The following is a 21,405-nucleotide window of genomic DNA, read 5'->3' on the forward strand; positions in this document are numbered from 1 at the left end:
GGTATACAGTTTCGAACCTAAAGCCGGCAAGTCTGATTTTGCTGATTTTCTGTTTTTTAAAATCATGATATGCGATGATTTTGCCATAAATCTAAAAGTGATAGTCTTAAGTATGTTTAAATTGCTATTTTGTAGCGTGAAGCATCAAATATCTAACCAGTTTTGTGAGGATTATCATTTGATTTTGGCATTAGCCTCTTAAATTAATATTGTAAAAACTAGTATAAATCAATTGGTTCAATCTCGTCAGCTTCATGCTAAACTTATGGGGAATAAATTATATCAATTTCATGATTTCCTTCATAACAATAAGACTATTTTAATGATTAATCAAAATTTTGCGGGCATTTTCCTTGTATAAGTCAACTTTCTCCGATTTAATTTTTACTGGTAAATTAATTATTTCTTGCGCCAGTTTCCTTTTTTTTATGGTTTGATTTGTTTGAATATAAAATTGCAGCAATTCTATTCTTGGCTGAAATCTGAATGGTTCTATATAAATGCTAAATTTCATCAATTCTTCAGCCTTCACTAAATTCCCAACTTCTTCATATACTTTGGCCATAGCAATAAGGGCATCTGGAATTGGACATCTTTTAATGGAATTTTCCATCATATCTATCCCCAGTTTAATTTCACCTTCTCTATATTTTTCAAAACCAATTTTAAATTCAACGAAAGCATCATCTTGAATGCATTTTATTGATCTGTCATTTAATTTATAATAGAATTTTTGATTCTCTCCTGTCAGAACCTGATTGAAACTAGTTAGCGATTGTGTTTTAGTATAAAACAATATTGATATTAAAGCTCCAGAAATTATTATCGAGGCTCCTAAGAATTTAATGCATCCACCACTGGCAATTACAGTCATTTTTTTCCTGTTTTCTCCACTGAAACTAAATGCTATCGCTAAAGCCCAAACAACAAAAATCATAGCATTAAGATTATACAGCACTGAGGTAAATAGGGCTAAAAAACAGTGCGCCGCAAAAATTGAAATGCCAAATCTGGTATATCTGTTAAATTCCATATTATTAAAAACAGACATTATAATCAGGACTATTAGTACTAATCCAATAATCCCAATTTCAAATAAAATTTGCAGATAATCATTATAGCATATAGTAATATAATTAGAAACTTTTACTTCTTCCCAATTTCTATTTATATCTTTAAAATATATCGCCTTTGAATCGTTGTAAATACCGGTAAAATTAAAATTGCCATAACCCATAATAGGTTTTTCTTCAATCTTCATCAATGTGATTTTTTGTATTAAAAACCGGCCATTAACAGACTCTTTGTTAATCTGGTATAATAGATATATGCTTGAAATTAGGAGTATGAAAAAAAAAGACATAATAAGCATTCCTTTTTTTATGTTTTTCTTAAAAAAAAGAAGACATGATTCCGAAGTCCCCAGTAAAGTTAGTATCCCTATAAAAAGAGCCAGCCATGAGGCTCTTGAATCGGTAATTAGAAGCACATAAAGCATCGAAAAAGAAGAAGCAAATAAAACTGTCTTATAAATCCATGTCTTTAATGCAAAGAAAACAGCTTGATATAATGCAGCTAATAATCCCATCACCATATAGATGCCTAAAAAATTAGGATTTATAAAGGTGCCAACTACGCTAAAATAATCATTTTTAGAGCTTAAAAACTCAAATTTCTGCATTAAGGCTATTATTGATTGGGCAAAACAGCATCCCCAAATTAAATATATGGTTTTATTGAAATTTTTGTTTTTAGTCTCTTGATGTCTATAAAGAAGCCTAAACAAATAAAATAAAATTATATAGCTGATAAAGACCCAGAATCCAGTATATAATGTACTATAGTATGAAAATTTGAAAAAATGGCAGCTACAATAAAAAGTGAATAGAAAAAATAATACATCGGCAGTATATATATTTAATTGTTTCCTTTTATATATATCAAATCCTTTAAAAACAGTAAAAAATGAAGTTACTGTTACAAAAAAAAGCTCTTGACCGTCTTTGATCGAAAAAAGTATAGAAGAATATGATATAAAGGGCGTTGCAAAAACCAAAATTAAAAATATCACCTCGATTATTCCTGTCAAATTTCTTACTAAAAAAAGTTTTTTGAATTCCATTATTTAAATTTCGTTAATGCTCAAATTTAACAATTTAATTAGTAGATTGCATTGCATTATTCTTGTTAAATTGAAAACTTTAAATAAATATCATGTTTTTAAGAAAAATAAATCTTTTAGCTTTACTTGCATTAACATTATGCTCCTTAATATCATTTTCTCAAGTTAAAAAGTTATCGCATGCAGATCGAACTGAAATCCTTAATTATTTTGAAAAAACTCAAAATAAGGAACTATATCAGGCGGCAGTATTTTTAACTGACAATATATCAAATCATTATTCTGTGTCTAATATTTGGTTGGATGAAAAGGATAATCCAATCAAATTTGAAGCAGCTAAATTTAAAGATATTGAAGAAGCAAAGCAAGAGTTTACTATTCTAAAAAAAGAAATTGGTATAAAGCCACAAAAAAAAATCATCCAAGATGTTGATGTAATTGATAAAAAAATGCTGATAAAAAACATTGAATTAGCATATTATTCATGGAAAAATAACCCGTGGTCAAAAGATTATGATTTCAAAACGTTTTGCGAATATATTTTGCCTTACCGCAGTATAACCGAACCTGTTGAAGATTGGAGATCAGAATACCAATTGGCTTTTGAAAAACTTTCTAATGATATGCAAAATCCGAATGATCCAGTAGAATTATGCTCAAAAGTTATTGAAAATCTAAAACATTTTGATTTTGTCACAAATCGATTCGATCCAAAACCCTTTTTAGGGCCTAGTGAACTTTTATTTTGGAGGCAAGGAACGTGTCAAGATCTTGCAAATGTGGCTTTATTCGCTTCCAGAGCATTAGGAATAGCGGTGACTTTTGATTACACGCCTCATTTTGCCGCATCTTCAAATAGGCACTATTGGAATACTGTAATTGACAACAAAGGAATTAATATTCCTTTTAATGGAAATCAAAACTATCCTTATTCTTGGAATCCAAATTCGAAGAGAATGGGAAAAGTTTATAGAGTAACTTATTCTGAACAACCAGGCAATTTAGCTAGCATAATCCCTGAAAGTGAAATCCCCAATGAGTTAAAAAGCAAAAACATTTTAGATGTAACATCTGAATATATTGACGTAAGTGATATCAATTACACTTTCAATGGCATTGAAAATGCAAAGATCGGCTACATCAATGTTTTTAATGTGGGAGAATGGAGACCAATATTTTGGGCAAAAATTATCGGCAAAAATTGTGTTTACAAAAATATGGGGCGAGATATAGTCTATTTGCCAGGCGTGTTTAATTCAGGGAAAATGAAATTAGTAAACTTCCCCGTTTTATTAGACAAAAAGGGTAAAGAAACTATTTTAAAGCCTAATTTTAAAGATTTATACACCGCTAATCTATCAAGATCAAATGAAGAAAAAAGCAAATATACGGATAACAATGCCTTTCAGATAATGAAGGGGGAAAAGTATCAATTGTTGGTTTGGAATGAAAAATGGCAGCTTGTGGAAGAGCAGACCGCACTGGAAGATGACCATATTATTTACGCCAAAATTCCAAAAAATGGTCTTTTTCTGATAGCTCCTTTAAAACCGAATTTTTTTGAAAGAATATTTACTGTAAACCCAACAACCGGCACAATTACATGGTATTAATATTTTTCTTAAATGCTGATCTGGAACATGCCTTTTATTGCAATGATTTAGAATCTTATAAATTAGTCTCTTTTCACAATATAGCTAGTGAACAAATAAAAAAATATATTCATTTGAATAAAATGGCAACAGTATTTTTAACAAGGCAGCTATTCTTCAATGCGACAAAAACTAAAATCTAAAAGGTCAGGGTTTACAGAAAATGTTTCCTAATCATCTAAAATATGCCATATAAGTTTTAGCACAAATTAAATAAAAGAATTAAAATTTAAGTAATGGCAAAATAAATATGAAATAAAAAAACATCAGCAAGCTATTCGCTTGCTGATGTTTAAAAATTGAATTTGTTTTTTTTTTGCACATCCAAAATTTAAGCTATTCTATTCTTCAATATTAGGGACATTACCCATTACTTTTATTTTTTTCAGTTTAATTTTCCGATTATTGAAATCTTCCTCATCTATTATGTAAACCTCTTTAAAATTATTAAGAAGTTCATTAATTTTTTCCATATTTAACAAATTAAGGAATTCATACGTCGCAATAAGGTCTTTATTTTTTTTTAAAAACGATTTTTTTTCATATTTCACTCCAGGGCTAAAGGAATAGTGGTGGGCAAATTGTAAAGAACCATGAGGGGTGCAATTCAATAAAAAAAAATAATTATCATATTCTTGGTTCACATTATTAGTATTCTCCTTATAGTGTAATTGAGTATTCGATTTTTTAAAATAGACATATACAGTATCCGAATTCTTTATTTTATCGAAATTCTGGCAATATGAGGTTGCGCTGTATAATGAAAACAATATTAAAATTAGCCTGGTCATTAATTGTTATTTAAATAGTTCTTAAGATAATTATTATACTGTATAAAGCTAGCTGTTTTTGATGAGTTTACAGTTGTTTGTATATTTCCCTGCGTATCAAAGGTCGCAATTTCATTTTTAAAAAAATTGCAATTTTGCAATCCATTCAAAGAAAGATTAATATACGCGTCTGTCCAATTGAATGGAGTTCCGCTTGCACCCTCAGGTATATGCATGCTTAATGTTAGCATGCCACTATTTTGTGCCGGTGTGACCAAAAGATCTTTCACCTCCGACAAAATTGTTTGCATGGTAGGAAGCATGAAATTGTAAATAAAATCATGCTGATCTTGTGTGCCAGGCCTAAAGCCGTTATAATAGGTGTTAATAACCATTTGAACATCCATATTATTTATGCTGGGAATATCCATGCCGATTGTTGGATCAGCTAATTTTATATTTAAGTAGGCATGTATGCATTCATGGATTATGGTTTTAGCAATTAGCATGGCATTACCGGTCTGCATTAGCGCACGGGAAATAATTATTTTATTATCCATTGGATTATTTGGTAAAATTATGGTTTCACCTGCTGCATTGTTTTTAGTATTTCCTATTTCAAATTTAACTCTTGGCTTGGAACTGTCATTAAACATATCAATAAACAATTCTTTGAATTTGGGTGATTTCATTAATTCACCATAAACATTCATGAAACGGGTTTGATAAAGAAAATCCGGATCATTCGGCCCCTTCGGTATAACGTTAGTTATATCGACATTACAGGGCGATTTTGCAGAAACCTCCGGATGTATTTGCAACGTATTTGACCTCATGTATTCTGCAAGTATTGACTCGGCATTAGCTTTTTGACTGTCTGGCAAGCCATTTGCAACTTTTGAAACAACATTCTGCATGAATTGCTTCCTGCCATTAGCAACATCCGGTATAACTATATCGATATAATGCCTAATTACTTTGTAAGCTTCATCCAAAGTTAATGTTTGTTTATCATATAGCTTAATAGCTACCATAAAAGGAGTTCCCGAAGAAGATGAATTTGGAGTGGTCTCGGGAGGGCTGGCCCTTGGTATTAAGGGGTACGTTACCACCGGTGCGGTGACGGTCCCTGAATTGATGTTCTGGGCTGAATTACTATTTATTCCGGCCGCCTGACTGGCTGCCTGACTGGCTAATTGCGCTGCGCTTTGCGCCGCCGCTGCCGCCGCATCCGCTTTAGTTTGAGCATTAGTGGCATTATTTACTGCCGTTTGAATTGCGGCGACTTGGGCAGCAGTAGCCTGCCCCTGAGCAGCTTGAATAGCAGCATTGGCAGCTTGAGCGGCCAATACCTGGTTTTTAAGTTCTTGGGCGTATGCTAGTGCAGCTTGTGCCTGTAATTGAGCCGCCTGCGCTTGAGCCAGCGCTTGACTGGCGGCATTCTGGGCTTGGGCTTGGTTTAAAGCATTTGCCGCGGTTTGCGCTAATGAAGCAGTATTTGAAGCATTTAAAGCCTGCTGGCCTGCCAATTGAGCCGTATTTAATGAATTGACCGATTTAGTTTCTGCTTGTGCGGTTTGAGTAGAAAAGTAGCTGCAATTAGGACATGTTTGTGTATTCTCAATATCGCCTTGAGAATAACCTATTAAAGTTGTGAAAAGAATGATTAAGCAAATGTATATTCTTCTAATTTTTAGCATGTCCTTTTAGTTTTTAAAAATAATTCTAGAATGTATTTCATTATCTACCTTAATGCGTACTATATAAATGCCAGCCTGAAGTTTGGCTCCATTTAATATATATTGATGCTTGCCAAGGTTTTGCAAGTCTTCATGTTCTAAAGTGATTTTATTTACATTTCCGTTATAATTATAAACTTCAACAGAAACTTTTGCTTCTTTTTCAAGTTCATACTCTATAAAAAAATCGCTTTGAAACGGATTTGGATATAAAACAATAAAATGCTCTTTATTGTTATTTACGGATGCAAGCTGTTCATCAGTCAATTCTTCGTCCAAACCGCCAAATGGCTTCAATATAAGATACATGGGAGGACCTGATTCTTTCCACTTTTTTGAAAAAGTCTGAAGATTGCCTATTAAATATCTGGTATCGCCTATGGCTTTGAACTTCATTTCTGAAGACAGTAACTGCCACTCTATATTATTTGAATTAGGGTCATCACTGAATGACCAATCAAAATTCATCTCATCATTCTTAAATAATAGAGTGTTGTGTTCATAAATCCCAGTATTTTCGATTTTGGCCTTGCTAATTTCTAATTTGTATGAAACCTCATTGCTTTCTATTTTAAATTCGCTTGAAATAGGTATTATTCTAGTAATTTTTTTTCCGGACCAATCAAACTCTATTAATTTGCCTTTCCACTTGCCATTTAGAAATTTTCCATCAACAGTCTTTTCTTGCTCAAATGTTCTGCTTGATTCTGCTACAGTTTGGCTGATTGTCTCTTTAGAGATTACGGTATTAAATTTAGTTTCCTTTTCTTTTAATGCCTTTTCTATAGAATAATCTACTTCTTCTTTTATATTTTCCGCAATATGCTTCAAATACATATCGCTATTTATTGTCTTGCTTTTTGTAAAATAAAGAATGGCTTTGTCTTCATTTTTTTCGACCCCATAGCCAAAATAGTAACATATTCCTAAGAAATTATAAGCCATAGGCCATGATGATAATTCAAACCATTCAATAGCTTTTTTATAATTCTGAGGAACTCCAAAACCTTTAAAATGCATATATCCTAACATATATGCTGCACGCTCATTTCCATGATCGGCAGCAACGCTAAACCAATAAATAGCTTTATCAAAATTTTGGGAGCATCCTGTTCCACGTTTATAAAAATTCCCCAAATTATATTCAGCAGGAGGAAAAGCTTTTTTTGCGGAATTACTGATTAGTTTAAAAGCTTTTTCTTCGTTTCTTTCAACTCCTAGTCCCTGACTATATAATACACCTAAAAGATTTAAGCAATTTGCATCGTCCTGATCAGCACCTGATTGTGCAAGGGATATCGATTTGGGGCAATTATTAGTTTCCCCAATATCATATAAATGAGTTTCTACATAATCGCAAATATTTACTTCATTTTCTTGGGAAAATCCTACGAAATAATTTATACAGCAAATAATAAAAATCACTCTTTTTTTCATAATTAAATATTTAAAAATTTAAAATAATTTTAAGGTCTTACCTCGCTAAATTTACGCAAGGTCTCTTTAATTCCTTTTTCATGCCTAAACTCGACAGCTCTTAGCTTTTGTTGCGATAAGTCCCAATTGTATTTATAATATTCTTCAGTTACAATTTTTTCTGTATTTTTCTCATAAATTAAATCTTTCATTATTTTGCTTTGGTCCTCCGTAAATTGATAAGCATTCTTAATAATTTCAAACTCTTTCGCTGCTTCACGGTTAATCCTATTTTGCATCTGTGACACAAAAACAGTTTTGAATTCTTCTATTTTTAATATATTGCTTAATTGTTCGCGGAAGTCGAGGTAAATAGCATATTCATCATCGCCAGGGTCATGAAAATTGAAGGCATTAGCCGCATCATTCTCTCTCCATGTTTTGAGTCGCTTATCATTGCGTTCCTGCAGGATCTGTAAAGCGAGTATGATCTGATTTATTCTTTCGGCATCTACTTTAGCTTCAGCAAGTTTTTTAATCAGAGTATCTGTTTTAGTGTTTTTAGAATAAAAGAATCCAAAACTTTTTAGCAGTTCACGCTCTTTGTCTGATGATTTTATTTTTTCTTCTGTATAATTGTTCCATGATACATTATCATCATAATTGTAATATTCTTTGATAATGATTTCATTTGTAGTAGTCTCTAATAATAGTTTTTTTAGCTTTGTCTCCTGATCTTGCAGGAACTTGTATCTCTTTTTTAAAATATTAAATTTATCATCGGCAATTATTTTTATTCGAGAATTAAATTGGGGCAGGAATAATTGTTTGAATTGTTCAATTGAGATTATTTCCGATAAAGATTTTACAAATTTTTGATTACTGTATTTAGCGGTTGTTTCTTCATCATGAAAAACAAAGGGATATTTGGCATTCAACTCTTTTTGCAGTTTTGCATCTTCAGCAATAAGCTGGTCATTTTTTACAAGTAAATCTTTGATTTGCAAAATTTGACTTTTTGACAAACCGGCTTCTTTCATTGTAATTTCAAAATTATCAATGAGAGCAGACGTTTTGTTCGACTGGCTGTAAATAAATTTAATTTGGAGTAAAAATAATACAAGAAGCAAAAAAGGTAATTTTTTAATCATATGCAATTTATGGTGTCTATATGTTTTATTTGTAAAAATTTTCATCAAAATTACAACTAAAAGCATATTTTTGTAGTATTATTTTATCAAATCAATGTAGTATTTCGTCGTTTTTGAAAAGCGAATAAAATGTGACAAAAAAGACTTGGATGTGCTAACTTAGCGTGGAGTTTTAGTTAAGGACAAATTCTTTTTTTCATCATCTTTCCTTCCGTTGTTTTCAAAATCTAGAAATAATCCCCATTCAGCGAAGAGTTCCTTGCCAAAAGCTGCAGATGTCTGTAGCTTTACGTATTTTTTTGTTCTGTTAAATTCAAAAAACTTTTTTTTTCGGATTTTTTGTTCTTAATTACAAAAAAACTTCCGATTTCTCTAGAAATAAATCAGATTTTGGCATCAGTGGAACATCAGAGTAATAAGTACAGTAAGTAGTTTATTAGGAAAAGCAATCTGTCTAGTTTTGAATAATTTGCATGTTTTCTAATTTTGAATAGTTGGTAATACAGATTCGAACCTAAACCCGGAAAGCCTTGATTTTACTGGATTTCTTTATCTTAAAAATTCATTGTGCCCCGATTTTGCCACAAAACTTAAAGCGTCTATTTTCAAAATAGATTTTAGATGATTTATGGTAAATTTGTTGCGGAAAAAAGGTTCCTCCGTGAATTATTAAAACCCTAGTAGATACTAGGCTCTATCTAAGAGCAGAGAAAAAAAGCCTACCTCAATTTTAATCAATTTCTTTTGACAAATACGAAGTTAAAAACATAGAAAATGCAAATAGTGATCTTAGATTTTCAGAATTATGGCAATCTAAAATTGATGTAGTTATATTAAGAAACATTTTAAAATTTGTTTTAATACATTGATGAGAGTGTTTTTTGGGTATTAAAAGTTGTTTTGAAAGTATTTGTTTGAAATCTTTTTACATAAATTTCAGTTTAGCAAAATTTGAAAATAGCGGCATAAAAATGTGTCTTCAATTTTAGATAAGACGATTGAATTTTCAATTGAATAGATGATGTATAAGAAAACTTTATTCTGGAAGAAACCATGATACTATATTTTTTACATACTCTGAAGCGTTATTTATAGCTGGTAGAAAAGTAATTTTTCGTTCATCAATTGATTCTACAAACGGTGCAATTTCCTTTATAATTTCTGGGGAAAATCCATAGCGAAGCAAAAGGATATGTTTTGTGTTATTAGTATTATATGTAAATAATTCAATGATTTTTTTTGCTCGATTATCATGAGTCTTTTCATAATAAATCTCAAATGCTGCTATAAAAGTATCTGATAATGAGAAAGAAATAACTTGATCCATATAATCATACGTATCATAGATTATTGAATCATAGCTGACATTTTCTTTTAGAGTTTGTGTTTTAAATAAACTAAAACTATTTTTTAAACTGCTGTCTGGTAGTTTTTTAGCGGGTTGTGAGAAAGCTGCAAAAGCATTTTTCGGCTGGTCTCTGTTTGTTATTAAACTGTATCTCATTCCCACAATTTCACTAAATGAACGACCTTGAGCACTATGAAAAAAAATATCTATTGCTTGATTAAAGACGTTTTTTTCGCCGTCAAATAGAACTCTACCAAGTGAAATTTCATAAATTCGTTTCAAATTGAATTTTAGAAAGTTACGAATATCGCGATTTTTAGATCCTCCTATGCTTTTTCGCAGATCATCTGGATAATTGTAAAAGTATGCTAAAAATTCTTGAATGTATAATAACACCGCTAATGATGATAATCGTTGAACTTTTGATTGTGGAATGTTCTTTTTATCATCAAAGGTGTCATTTTTGATTGAAGTGATTAATTCCCTTGTGTCATTTTCAGCTCCTTCCAGATGAGGTTTTTCGATTTGAGATTGTTCGCTTAGCTTAAATGGAGTTTTTATTCGATCTGAAAAAAGTTTTGCATTATTTGTAAATACATATCCATAATCAAATACCTTCTCAGCTGTAAGGCGTCCTGCTCGTCCTATTAAATTTTTAAATGCAAGAGCACGTTCATGTTCATTGCCGTCGAACCGGTTGTTTTCCAGCCATACTATATCGAATGGCATATTGATGCCCTGAGCAAGAGTACTTGTAGCAAAACAGAGTCTTGAATATTTACTTCTAATGAAATCTTCTATTAAAAATCTTACCTCTAACGGTATTGATCCATGATGGATTACAACTCCTTTCTTTAGTAAATCTACTAATGAAGATTTATGTCCGGATTTATCCGCACCAATCATATGTCGGATGTTTTCAATAATATTTAGAGCTTTCTGATTATTTATTTCAGGAAGATTTGAAATGAAATCTTCAAATCCTTCTTTAAAAGTACCACGATAAATGGAATTCTTAGAAACATATACTAGAATAGAATGCTGTTTTTGCAGTGCAAAACTTCGAAAATCTCCGTCAAATAATTCGTAGTTATTTTTTTTATATCCACCTTCAGTATATGGCGAGAAGTAATAATAGTTGTCATCTCGTTCTACAATAGATAATTTTCCGACTGATCCATGGAGATACAAGCGCCCGTAACTGTCATTGTCAACTAGTTTATGTTTCAAAAATTGGGCTTCTGGATTTTCGATAAAAGGATGTGCAAAAATTATTTTAGCATTTGGAAAATGCTTTTGCACTCGTCTGACAGAGATATCAAACATGACTCCACGCTCATTTTCTTCCGCAATTTGTGCCTCATCGAAAAAAAAGGATTTTATATCAAGTTGATCCTTGTATTTATGTAAATCTTTTGACCGCTCTGGTGTGAGTACAAATATGCGACGTAATTTTCTATCCTTAAATACTAAGTCAACAAATGACGAAATCATTACATCCTTATTGCCTTCAAATTTGCGACGCATTGAGTTCATATATTCTGCTATCAAGGCTCTTGATGGCACTACTATTACAGCATCTCCCGACTCCTCAGCCAGAAAATCTCTAATTGAATAAGATTTTCCTGCACTGGTAGGAGCTGAAATTGAAATGTATTGGTTAGAGTCAATAGCACGACGTATACTTGCCTGCACTGGAGTAAGTAATGCGCCATGTTCTTGCTGATGCTCTTTACCAAATCCTTGCATCAAAAATGAATAGAGATTTTCAGGTTTGTTGATTTTGTAAAAAAGACCAAGTGCCGAAAGTATTTTTTCTTCAAAAGTTTTAAATACTGAAAAATGAAACTCTTTAAAATAACTTAAATTTTCGAGTATGGTAGAGTCTTTTGGGCCATCTCGATGAATTATATCTAGTAGAAGGGATAAGTCCCTTTCTGGATTTTCTGAATTCTTAATTTGCTTTAGAGTCATAGCTTACACCTACAATATAAATATTTTCTGCCAGTTTCAAATTTTCGTATGCGTTCGAGTTAGATAATACATTTTGAAAGACCAGCATTGGATTAACAGCATTAATTGAAAATGCCAGAATAACTCCAAATAAATCTTTATCAAGGTTTTCTGCTGCCTTTTCTCCAGCCAATGATCCTAGATGAACGCCATCCATCAAATGTTTCTTTGCATGAATAAAGCCATCTGCCTGACCTCCAGCTCCTGAACTTTCACCTGTATTTCCGCCATAAGGTGAGGAAGATCCTGAAAATTTAGCTTCGCCAAAATTTATTATTTCATTTGTACAAACGGTATGAAAATCAAATCCTTCATTTTGCGCAAGTTTTGGCTTCCAAAGTTCAGCAATAGGAAGACATCGATGACCAAATACAACTTGCAGTGCTTTTGATGATCCCATTGAAACCATTAGTTCTCCAAATTCACTTGCAACTTTATCGTCTTCAGTTGTTGTTGTCTCGAATACTTTGATTAGAGCCTCAGCAGTCTTTTCAGCTGTAGTTTGATATGCCCTACGTGATCTTAAATCCAGATCAAAAATCCATGCATTATTCATTATAGTTGTTGAGAGTTCTAGAGCAATTTTTTCCAGATCTGCTATTTCAACGTGACATATAAAAATGTTTTCTTTCTGAGTGATACTTTTAATTTCGCTAAAGGTTGCTCCCCAAGTTTCCTCCTTAAAAACTGTTCCATAAGATAAGTTTGTCATATTTTCTTTAACTCGATTTAGTGGTATGATGGATAAAAAGTCATTTTAAAGAATACTATAGAAATAAGATATTTGGGATAATAGTCTTAATATATTTTCAATCTAAGACTAAAGATAATTTGAGTTTCTTATATTTCAGTATATTCAAATTTAATCCTAAAAGCTTTTTTTCTTAAGTGTTTTTAGTCAATTATTAATTAGGAGCTAGTCTTTTTCTTGTTTAATTAAATTTATTTTGTAGCCTACAAATAATGTTTTACTGAACTGAATGTCACTTTTGAAGCGATATAATTATTGCGATTATAGAACCACAAAAAGACACTAAAGAAATATAAAAACTCCAGTTTGTCCTTAAGCGTTCTGTTGCTATTCTTAAATATTTTTTATCTTCATAGGCAAATATTCCTTTATTCGTAATTGAATAACCAGAAGCATCAAAATTATTTCCAGAGTTGTAGTATCTAATCTCTTCATTTGCTAATAAAGAGGACATAATTATTTTAACTTGGTCGTATGATAAGTTTTGTTTTTTTACAATTTGATCTATTGTTAAAAATGTATCTCTTACACCATGTAGTTCCTCAATGTAATTTAAATCAAGATTTGCTAATATGCCTAAAGTTGAATGTTTGGTCTTAAGATAATTCATAATTGGAATTAAGATTTTATTGAAATATAGGTACAGATAATGGTTTCTAAATTATTTATAGCTTAAGTAGTTAATTTTTAAAATTTTTTTTAAAAATTATCCAAAATGTAAATGCAGCAGCAGTACTTGAAGCTAGTACTTTTGCATGAGTTGGTCTACGGTCATTTTCATTTTCATTTTCATTTTCATTTCCTTGCTTTAATATATCTGAGATGCCACGAATTACTGCAATTTCTATATTCTTTCCAGGCTGTCTTTTTGCTGTCATTGCAAATGAAAAACCTTCCATTTCAACTGCCGAAGTATCGTTATAGTGGTTTTCTATCGTTTTTCCAACTTCAGAACCTACGTCTTCAATTAATTGATTTCCTGTCGCAATAATTCCTATGTCAGCTTTTGGCTCCTCGGAAAAATCTCCTACAATTAGTTTTCGCCACTCAATGCCTCGTCGTTCTTGTTTTGCAATTTCAAGTATTGAGGTACTTAAAGTTTCCGCATCCGGTCTTGATTTTAGAGCTCCTTTTGTTGCTTTACCACCCTCGTAGGAGTAAATTTTTTCAGCGATGATTACATCTCCAATTGTAAAGTCATTGGGTTTTCTAGATCCTGCAATTCCAACATAAAACATGCATTCAGGATCAAAATTGTTTATAGCTTTTTCTGTTTCCTGTGCTGTAGCCGAGGTCTTATTGCCACATTCTCTCGTAATAATTCGAGCGATATTAAGTCCATCATGAACAAAGATTCCTTCATCGTAATAAACTCCATTTTTTTGAAATGTTTTTACGTTTTTTAAATGTGATCTCACGGCTTGAAATTCCACATTTAATGCAGTTAATATTACTATTAAAGGAAGCTCGTTTTCGGTAGGTTCTTTGAAAAGATGAATGTTTATATTTTTTGTATATTCTTTTTTCTGCCTATCAGTAAGTTGACCAGTTCCTTTTTGAATAGCTTTAATATTATTACTCAAGTAATTTTCCTTTATTTCATTTTCAATATCGGTAAATTCGGCAGCTGTGTATTTTGTCAATACAAGAGCATTTATTGACAGATTGAGAAGCTTGTAGACCGTTATTCCATTAAGGTATTTTAGATTAGTATCCAATAAATAATCCAAAATTATCCCATCATATGTATTGAGGGCCAATTTTGCAATATAACGTTCGGCGGCCTCCTTTTTAGAAGTCTGAGGTGAAAACAGGGCCTTTATATTCTTTTTTAATTCGCTATTTTCCGCTTCGTTTCTTGGGTAGATTTCTATCTCAGAAAATTCCTCTTTCAAGTAGTTGGAAATTTTGATATAATCTCGCGCATTATCTTCAATAATTAATATTTTTTTCATCAATTTCTATTGGAATTAGTATTTGAAATTTATCGTCAAATTGTCTTATTAAACATTTTTTTCTATATATAATTTGAGATATAGTATTAATAAGGCTTAAGCCTTTTTTTTCTCTTCTATTGTACATTACTCGTTCAATAGTAACAATTGAGGGCTTGAACTCAGGAAGATAGTTGTAGAGGTTGTTGGTAAATACCAAGTAGTTTTGTTCCTCTAGTGTAGATATTCGCACATCAATCATAAAATTGTCATCAGTATCAATAAAATCACTGTAAAGTTTTCTGATATTATAGAATAATTCGAATAGTAATTCCTTATAGAAGAAATCGTACCATAAGATATTTTTATTTGGATCCAAATTAACCTGCATTGAAATCTGATCAGTTTTAATCGGATCTATTTCGGAAAGATCCATATTAAATATTACATCTTGGAATTTTGTGAGGAGCTCTGTTAAAGAAGTAGGAGTCATAGATATTTTGGAAATACTCAATCTTTTTATTGTATCAGAGGCAGAACCACATTTTAAATATTCAGCAATAAATTTTAGTAGCAGGTGCTTATTTAAAATCAGAGTACCTAATATTTCAAATTTCTGGCGGACATTGTCATTATCGATTTCAATTAAAGTATCAGTATATTGTGTCACATAAGTATCAAAACTGTGAGTTATTGCTTTATTGATAATAATTTGGTTCTGTTCTTCGATGTAAGCACGAAGACTATCATTATCTAATTGCTTATTTATAAAATCATTTAGACTGTTTCTTAGAAGTAATAATTGTCTGACTCTTTTAGGATCGAATCGTACAAAATTATAATCGTCAATAATTTCTATATTATCATAAAAACATAGGACGGCAATTGGCAATGCTTGAAATTTTTGGTCCTTTGTTGATTGAATCTGTGAAATTCGTAAGTAGAATAAATTTCGAAACTTATTGTTTTCTAGCTCACAGAAAAAGCTAACGTTCTGATCGTTAATTTTATCGTTCTTTATAAAATGAAATTCTTCATCATTTCCATAAGATATTTCAAAGCATGATAAAGACTGATTGCTTTCTTCTTCCCTAATACCATTAAAGCAGTTGTAAAGTATACTTTCTGAATTTATTCCTGAGGTTTTCATTAAATTACCTCCGCATTCTCCAACAATGGCAAAGTCATCTTCATTAGTAAGCTCAATATCTTTGTTTTTATACTTAACAGCAAAAAAACCACCCCCGTTTTTAATATCTAGTATTTTACAACAGTAGTTTAAAATTGTCTCAATTTTTTCTTTTACAGTAAAATCACTCGAACCTTGATCGCTTTTATCGGTCACAATTGCGGCTTTTAAAAGAATCATATTTTCAAATGAAGCAAGCATTGGTAAATCATCATGAAATTCATTTTTCTTACCATTTAAAACTATTCTAGAAAGCATTTTAGAGGTGTAGCCAAATGAATATGTTTGAGTGTAGTTATAGAGATCTGCCTTGAATTGATCTAAACTTATACTGTCATTCAGATTTTTTAGTGAAACGCGGTTTTTTGTCCTCTTTAAAAATTTTTCAGAAGAAGAATGAAAAATAAAGGTGTTTTCTAGCACTAGCATTCTCAGCAGATTCATGAAGTCATCATTGTAGGTGTTTTTTAAATTTTTGCTAAAAATATCAATTTGAGAATCAATGATTTCTTTGACATTAATTACTGTTTGAAGGGCTTTTGACTCGTGATCTACAATAAGTTCCTGCAAGAGACCGACATAATAGGTTATGAATCCATTGGTATATACCAGTTTAGAAGCTTCATTATCCTCAATGATGCTTAATGTGGAATTTTTTTCTACGGTGGCTTTCCCTTCAAAAAGCTGCAGTTCTAAGTTTTTTGCTTTTATTTGACTTTCAGCAATTTTATAATACTGCAATTTTTTATATTTCTTAATTCCTCGTAAAACTTTTTCAATTGCCCGAAGTGTCTCAACTGAATATATAAAATTAATCTTAAGTTTAGTTCCTCTCTTCAATAAAAACTTCAGGTCTTGATACTGGGTATATTTTGTCGGTTGATCGTTCAGTTTAGCCTGAAAGAACTCGATGTCAATTTCTTCCGTTATTTTAATTTTATTGATCATGAAGATCAGTTCACTGCTAACCCATTTAAAAACACTTTCTCTAATACTTTTAAATTGTATAAATGGCTCAGAACTACATATTTTAAATATTGCTTTTTTTATCTCTGTATCGAATTCGGGTTTAGCTTTTAGGAAATCAATAATTGAAGGACTATTGCGAAGCTTTTCTTCTAGTTCCTTATAGGAATCTGCTTCACCGCTTTCAAAAACTGATGAAATTAAGATGTCATCAATATATTTATTTGTAAGAGTATCATACCTGAAAATTTTATTAAATTCATTAAGTATTAAGAATTGGAATAATTCCTTGCTCGTCCCATAAGATTTCAGTTTTTCAAATTCAGTAGACAGGTCAAGAGGTTTAAAGTAATGTTCTTTCTTTTTAAAATGAACTCTCATCTGATCTAAGACAGATTTAGAAGATAAATCTTCAAATTTTGCGGTTAACTTATCAAAAGGAAATGTTTTTCGATGCAGTATGGGAGCCACGTTAATCTCCGAAAAACTTATTATTTTTGAGTTGTAACTTAACAAATCTTCTCCTTGCAAGTCAAATTCCTCTTGTAGTTTGGTGAAATTATAGTAACCACTTCTATTAATTAGAGTTAGACATAAATCTATTCCGTTGTTCTTTTCCTTTCTTTTTATATTTTTAACGTAATAGTTAATTTCTGTAAAAGTATTTGTCGTAAAAAGTATATCATCAACAAAGATTATGAAGTCTGCGACCTCTAAGGTCTTGGAGTAAAAAGTTTTGAAATTATACAAATAGTCGTCGCTTGGATTATATTGTATAATTGTTGCAGTATCTGAAAAAAGAACGTCATTTACTAAATTTGTAAAACCAGAATTTGATGCAATTGTAGGTGTTATGATGACAATTTTATTGTCTTTTAAATATGCCAGATCTGTACTGAGAGCAATTAGCCAATTTTTTATCTCATTCAGATTCTGCTTTAAGAAAATACCCGCTCGTATATAGTAAATAAAATTATTGTTCAGTTTTTTGAAGTGTTTACGATAAACTATAGGCTCTTCATTACCGCAGATATTAAAAAGCGAGAAAGGATTTTTTTCATCTTGGAAGATTACAGATTTAGGATAGCTAAAAATTAAATTTGGAGTCACCTGATTAATTTTTGTTTCAATGAGGCACTTTTCTAGAAAGGCTTCATCTGGATAGCAGGACTTACATTCATTAATCTTTTCCCATTTAGAAGGAAGATTAATAAAAAAATACTGGCTCAATTCTTTTTTTGGATCGTCTAAACTGACCATGTCAATAGTCATTTTCTGAAGTGAAAAATTCTTCCAACCAAATTCGTATTCTATTGAGCTCTCATCAAATACTGTATCGTTTTTAAGACTTCCATTTGAGATTACTAAGCAGTTTATAATAGGGTTGTGGAAAATTATATCTTTGTTTTGATAAATATCGTCGTCCAGTAATTCCCTAATTTCAGTTTGAATTCTTACTGAAGTGGAAAATGTAGTACTGATTGGAAATATAGAAATTATATTTTTTGAAATCTTATCAGGATTTTTTAAGAAAACTTGGTCTTTCGTAAATATATCATGATTGAATAGGTCTTGGGTTACAGCAGGATGTGAATTCTTCAAGTAGTCATTTAGCATTTTTCGAACATTACTGACAAGTAGCTCGGTATAGTTTTCATAGCCAATTAATGTGATTGCCTTTTCTTTTTCATTACTTGTATGCTCATTTATTTCCAGAGTTTTTTCTATTAGTTCTTTAAATTGATGAAGAATATAACGTGTTATTAAAAAAGCAAATCGGTTTGTATAATAACTGTTGTAAAACAATCTTTTCGTGTAAAAATAATCGCTTATATGCAGGTTTGATCCTAATTCAAAATGTGAATTAGAAATTTTATAACCAGTTAAGTTTTTAAAATAAATATCTTTGTTAATTTTCATTTACAGTATTATCAATTTCAATATTTGTCAATGATTTTAAGGTTTCTTCAAATAATGTTAAGCCATTTTCGTTTTTTATCAATAGTTCAAAATTCAATAACCTTTTTGTAGAAGAAAAGAGCAGGCTATCAATATCACTGTAATTAAAATACAAAGAATTTGAGCTATCGGTAGATTTGTCCAGAAGTGAAGATAAATTTTGATGGTATAAATTAATATCCTCATTTATTTTTAAAAATTTTTCATAATCATTTGAACACAGCAAACTATTAAACCAAAAAACGTTTTCATTGTCATTTTTTACAGGTAGGAAAAATAACACATATCTATCTTTTTTCCAGAAACCTTGAGAGTTTGTGTCAAGATTATTGAAAATTTTCAAGACGTTAATAAATTCTTGATATAATTCTAGATCAAAGTTGATAATTATGATATCTCTAAAATGGCTTTCAGTAAATTGAAGACCAGCAAGGAAACGAACCCAGTCGCTCGAATTTTCCAAAATTTTTGAAAGGTTAGCCGCATCTAAAAGTAAGATTTTCGAATTATCAGCTGTGCCAATCTCTGATCTTAAACTATCTAATTTAGTATATTTATTAAATTGATTGTAATTTCGAACCGCTTTAAAATCATTAATAGAAATGGAACTGTGATTGTCGCTTAATCCATATGAATGTAATTCTTGAAAAACAGACGAAGCTGAACTGGATTGGTTTCCTTCATAGTTTATCTTTTTTATGCTATATTCGAAATTTTCGCTGACCGGAATAGTAAAATTATAGTTAGTGCCAACACTTAAATAATCTGGATTACTTTCATTAATTAAAGTATTATTGCGATTATATAAAAAATAACCAATGTTATCAAATTCATCTATATTATTTGAAGCTAGACTTACAAAGGCCTTTTTATCATAAAGTATTGTCTGCGAAAAAATCAACAATCCCAACCGAGATTTAGTTCTGTTTATTTGGTGCATCAGCTGTAAGGAATCGAAATTAAAAAGATTATTGAGCAGGTAATTTCTTAACTGCTTTATATCTTTCTCATATTCATCTTTAAGTTCAAGTTTTAAAGTAAGATCTTTTAATTCATCAATTAATGGTAGTTCGTTTTCAAGTGTCTGTATATAGTTTTTTATAACACTATTAGAGCCAGAGTCAATCACGTTAATATCCATGAATTTATGGCTGTTGTTATAGTCTTTTAACCATTCAGACGAGATGTTTTTAAGTTCTTTCAGTTTATTTAGCGCATAAATTCTTGCGGAAATTATTCCGTATCCTTCATTTTGTTTTTCCTTCGTATGTTCCACAGTATTTTTTGCAAGTTCCTGTAGTCCGTATGAAACATCCTTGGTGTAATCTATAATTCTTTGAAGGTTGATAACATAAATATCAATAAATTTTGATTTTAAGAATCTTTCCGAATTTTTACTTGTTTCATAATTCTGTAATTTTTTCTTGTCAATTTCATCAACCAAAAATTCGATTTTATTGTACATTTTTCTTAAACTGGTAGGTATTTTAAAAAGATCACTGTTTTGAATAATAAGTGAAAAAATGTAGACCTCGACATCACTGAATAAAAATACGTCATTAGATTCAAGAACTTCCATCACCCTTTCCCTAAATTTCTTTTCATTTTGCCTATCATCTTTAGATTCAATTATTGACAATCCTATTTGATATGTGCTTTTTACGCCATTAGTATTATTTATAAAATATCGAAGTATATATAGCTCAGAAAGAGCTTTTAGTAGATATAATGTACTTAAGTCGTTATGCTGCCAGTTCTCAAGTTTTCCCTTGTCTTCAACAAACAGCTCCTGTATTCTATTCAATACCGGCTCTTTCTGCTGACTTAAAATAATATTATCATTTTTTAACTGCCTTATTTCATATATAAGATTTGATTTGTAATTATTGGAGTTAGTTTTCCTTAAGAATAGTTTTGAGAGAGTTTCTCGGTTAATGATTAAGGGAGGCATATAAGATACGGACTGAGAAACTTTGCTAAACATAAACTCCATATTATCCTTAAATATCCGAAAAAATATTTTTTTTGAATTAATGTATAAGTGTGTTCTGTGATGGGCAATTTTAAATAAGTAGCTATTTGCATTTACACTATCTAAAAAATTATTAAAGTGAAATTCAATTTCAACATTAGGAAAATCTAATTTAAGCAAAGTCAAATACGAGATAAACAATAAATCAAAATCTTCATCAATTTGATAGTCAATTCTTTCTATTGAAAGTTTCAAAAAGCGTATTTCCTCAATGTACCCATTTCCTATTTTTTCTTTTTCAAGGAGTAATAATTTAAAATCATTAACAAAATGCTGTATAAAATTTGCATTAATTGCATTCTGTATTTTAACATTAATTATCTTTTCAGCTGAATTGTATTGAGAATATATATCTAAATTCAT

The 21,405-nt window shown here is 30.7% G+C and carries 12 protein-coding genes; 1 reads left to right on the forward strand and 11 read right to left on the reverse strand.

Annotated elements, in window-relative coordinates; translation table 11 throughout:
- Positions 1–319: 319 nt before the first annotated feature.
- The gene (locus AC5ZCW_RS09690) at positions 320–2,122 is read right to left on the reverse strand and encodes an O-antigen ligase family protein (RefSeq protein WP_496119405.1); all 1,803 of its coding nucleotides are present in this window, start codon (positions 2,120–2,122) and stop codon (positions 320–322) included.
- Positions 2,123–2,214: 92 nt separating this feature from the next.
- Here AC5ZCW_RS09690 and AC5ZCW_RS09695 point away from each other — a divergent pair, with 92 nt between their 5' ends.
- On the forward strand, positions 2,215–3,735 hold the full coding sequence (locus AC5ZCW_RS09695) for a transglutaminase domain-containing protein (RefSeq protein WP_492445331.1): 1,521 nt from the start codon (positions 2,215–2,217) through the stop codon (positions 3,733–3,735).
- Between the two features lie 380 nt (positions 3,736–4,115).
- Here the strand turns inward: AC5ZCW_RS09695 and AC5ZCW_RS09700 are convergent, their stop codons facing one another.
- The 10 genes from AC5ZCW_RS09700 to AC5ZCW_RS09745 all read right to left on the reverse strand — a co-directional run bounded on the left by AC5ZCW_RS09700 (position 4,116) and on the right by AC5ZCW_RS09745 (position 21,405).
- Positions 4,116–4,418 carry a hypothetical protein gene (locus AC5ZCW_RS09700; RefSeq protein ID WP_496119407.1) on the reverse strand — a complete coding sequence of 101 codons (303 nt, stop codon included), beginning with the start codon at positions 4,416–4,418 and terminating at the stop codon, positions 4,116–4,118.
- A gap of 146 nt (positions 4,419–4,564) precedes the next feature.
- Positions 4,565–6,244: a SprT-like domain-containing protein gene (locus tag AC5ZCW_RS09705; protein WP_492445335.1), complete on the reverse strand. Its 1,680-nt coding sequence runs from the start codon at positions 6,242–6,244 to the stop codon at positions 4,565–4,567.
- 6 nt (positions 6,245–6,250) lie between these two features.
- On the reverse strand, positions 6,251–7,720 hold the full coding sequence (locus tag AC5ZCW_RS09710) for a T9SS type A sorting domain-containing protein (protein WP_492445337.1): 1,470 nt from the start codon (positions 7,718–7,720) through the stop codon (positions 6,251–6,253).
- A 29-nt stretch (positions 7,721–7,749) separates the two neighbouring features.
- The gene (locus AC5ZCW_RS09715) at positions 7,750–8,916 is read right to left on the reverse strand and encodes a hypothetical protein (protein ID WP_492445339.1); all 1,167 of its coding nucleotides are present in this window, start codon (positions 8,914–8,916) and stop codon (positions 7,750–7,752) included.
- A gap of 970 nt (positions 8,917–9,886) precedes the next feature.
- Positions 9,887–12,172 carry a DEAD/DEAH box helicase gene (locus AC5ZCW_RS09720; protein ID WP_496119410.1) on the reverse strand — a complete coding sequence of 762 codons (2,286 nt, stop codon included), beginning with the start codon at positions 12,170–12,172 and terminating at the stop codon, positions 9,887–9,889.
- Complete coding sequence (locus tag AC5ZCW_RS09725) at positions 12,153–12,923, reverse strand: hypothetical protein (protein ID WP_433831337.1); 771 nt, start codon at positions 12,921–12,923, stop codon at positions 12,153–12,155. The genes AC5ZCW_RS09720 and AC5ZCW_RS09725 overlap by 20 nt, the downstream gene beginning before the upstream one ends.
- Before the next feature lie 271 nt (positions 12,924–13,194).
- The gene (locus AC5ZCW_RS09730; protein ID WP_496119412.1) at positions 13,195–13,572 is read right to left on the reverse strand and encodes a hypothetical protein; all 378 of its coding nucleotides are present in this window, start codon (positions 13,570–13,572) and stop codon (positions 13,195–13,197) included.
- A 70-nt stretch (positions 13,573–13,642) separates the two neighbouring features.
- Complete coding sequence (locus AC5ZCW_RS09735) at positions 13,643–14,917, reverse strand: 5'-methylthioadenosine/S-adenosylhomocysteine nucleosidase family protein (protein WP_496119414.1); 1,275 nt, start codon at positions 14,915–14,917, stop codon at positions 13,643–13,645.
- Positions 14,895–18,971, reverse strand: a complete 4,077-nt coding sequence (locus tag AC5ZCW_RS09740; protein ID WP_433831331.1) for a hypothetical protein — start codon at positions 18,969–18,971, stop codon at positions 14,895–14,897. The genes AC5ZCW_RS09735 and AC5ZCW_RS09740 overlap by 23 nt, the downstream gene beginning before the upstream one ends.
- Complete coding sequence (locus AC5ZCW_RS09745; protein ID WP_496119416.1) at positions 18,961–21,405, reverse strand: hypothetical protein; 2,445 nt, start codon at positions 21,403–21,405, stop codon at positions 18,961–18,963. The genes AC5ZCW_RS09740 and AC5ZCW_RS09745 overlap by 11 nt, the downstream gene beginning before the upstream one ends.

This window comes from Flavobacterium sp. PLA-DH12 (assembly GCF_059511845.1).

Bases quoted from the DNA above. Each gene is read 5' to 3' on its own strand.
- AC5ZCW_RS09730 (WP_496119412.1), bottom strand. From the start codon at position 13,572: ATGAATTATCTTAAGACCAAACATTCAACTTTAGGCATATTAGCAAAT.
- AC5ZCW_RS09710 (WP_492445337.1), bottom strand. From the start codon at position 7,720: ATGAAAAAAAGAGTGATTTTTATTATTTGCTGTATAAATTATTTCGTA.
- AC5ZCW_RS09745 (WP_496119416.1), bottom strand. From the start codon at position 21,405: ATGAATTTAGATATATATTCTCAATACAATTCAGCTGAAAAGATAATT.
- AC5ZCW_RS09690 (WP_496119405.1), bottom strand. From the start codon at position 2,122: ATGGAATTCAAAAAACTTTTTTTAGTAAGAAATTTGACAGGAATAATC.
- AC5ZCW_RS09715 (WP_492445339.1), bottom strand. From the start codon at position 8,916: ATGCTTTTAGTTGTAATTTTGATGAAAATTTTTACAAATAAAACATAT.
- AC5ZCW_RS09695 (WP_492445331.1), top strand. From the start codon at position 2,215: ATGTTTTTAAGAAAAATAAATCTTTTAGCTTTACTTGCATTAACATTA.
- AC5ZCW_RS09735 (WP_496119414.1), bottom strand. From the start codon at position 14,917: ATGAAAAAAATATTAATTATTGAAGATAATGCGCGAGATTATATCAAA.
- AC5ZCW_RS09705 (WP_492445335.1), bottom strand. From the start codon at position 6,244: ATGCTAAAAATTAGAAGAATATACATTTGCTTAATCATTCTTTTCACA.
- AC5ZCW_RS09740 (WP_433831331.1), bottom strand. From the start codon at position 18,971: ATGAAAATTAACAAAGATATTTATTTTAAAAACTTAACTGGTTATAAA.
- AC5ZCW_RS09720 (WP_496119410.1), bottom strand. From the start codon at position 12,172: ATGACTCTAAAGCAAATTAAGAATTCAGAAAATCCAGAAAGGGACTTA.
- AC5ZCW_RS09725 (WP_433831337.1), bottom strand. From the start codon at position 12,923: ATGACAAACTTATCTTATGGAACAGTTTTTAAGGAGGAAACTTGGGGA.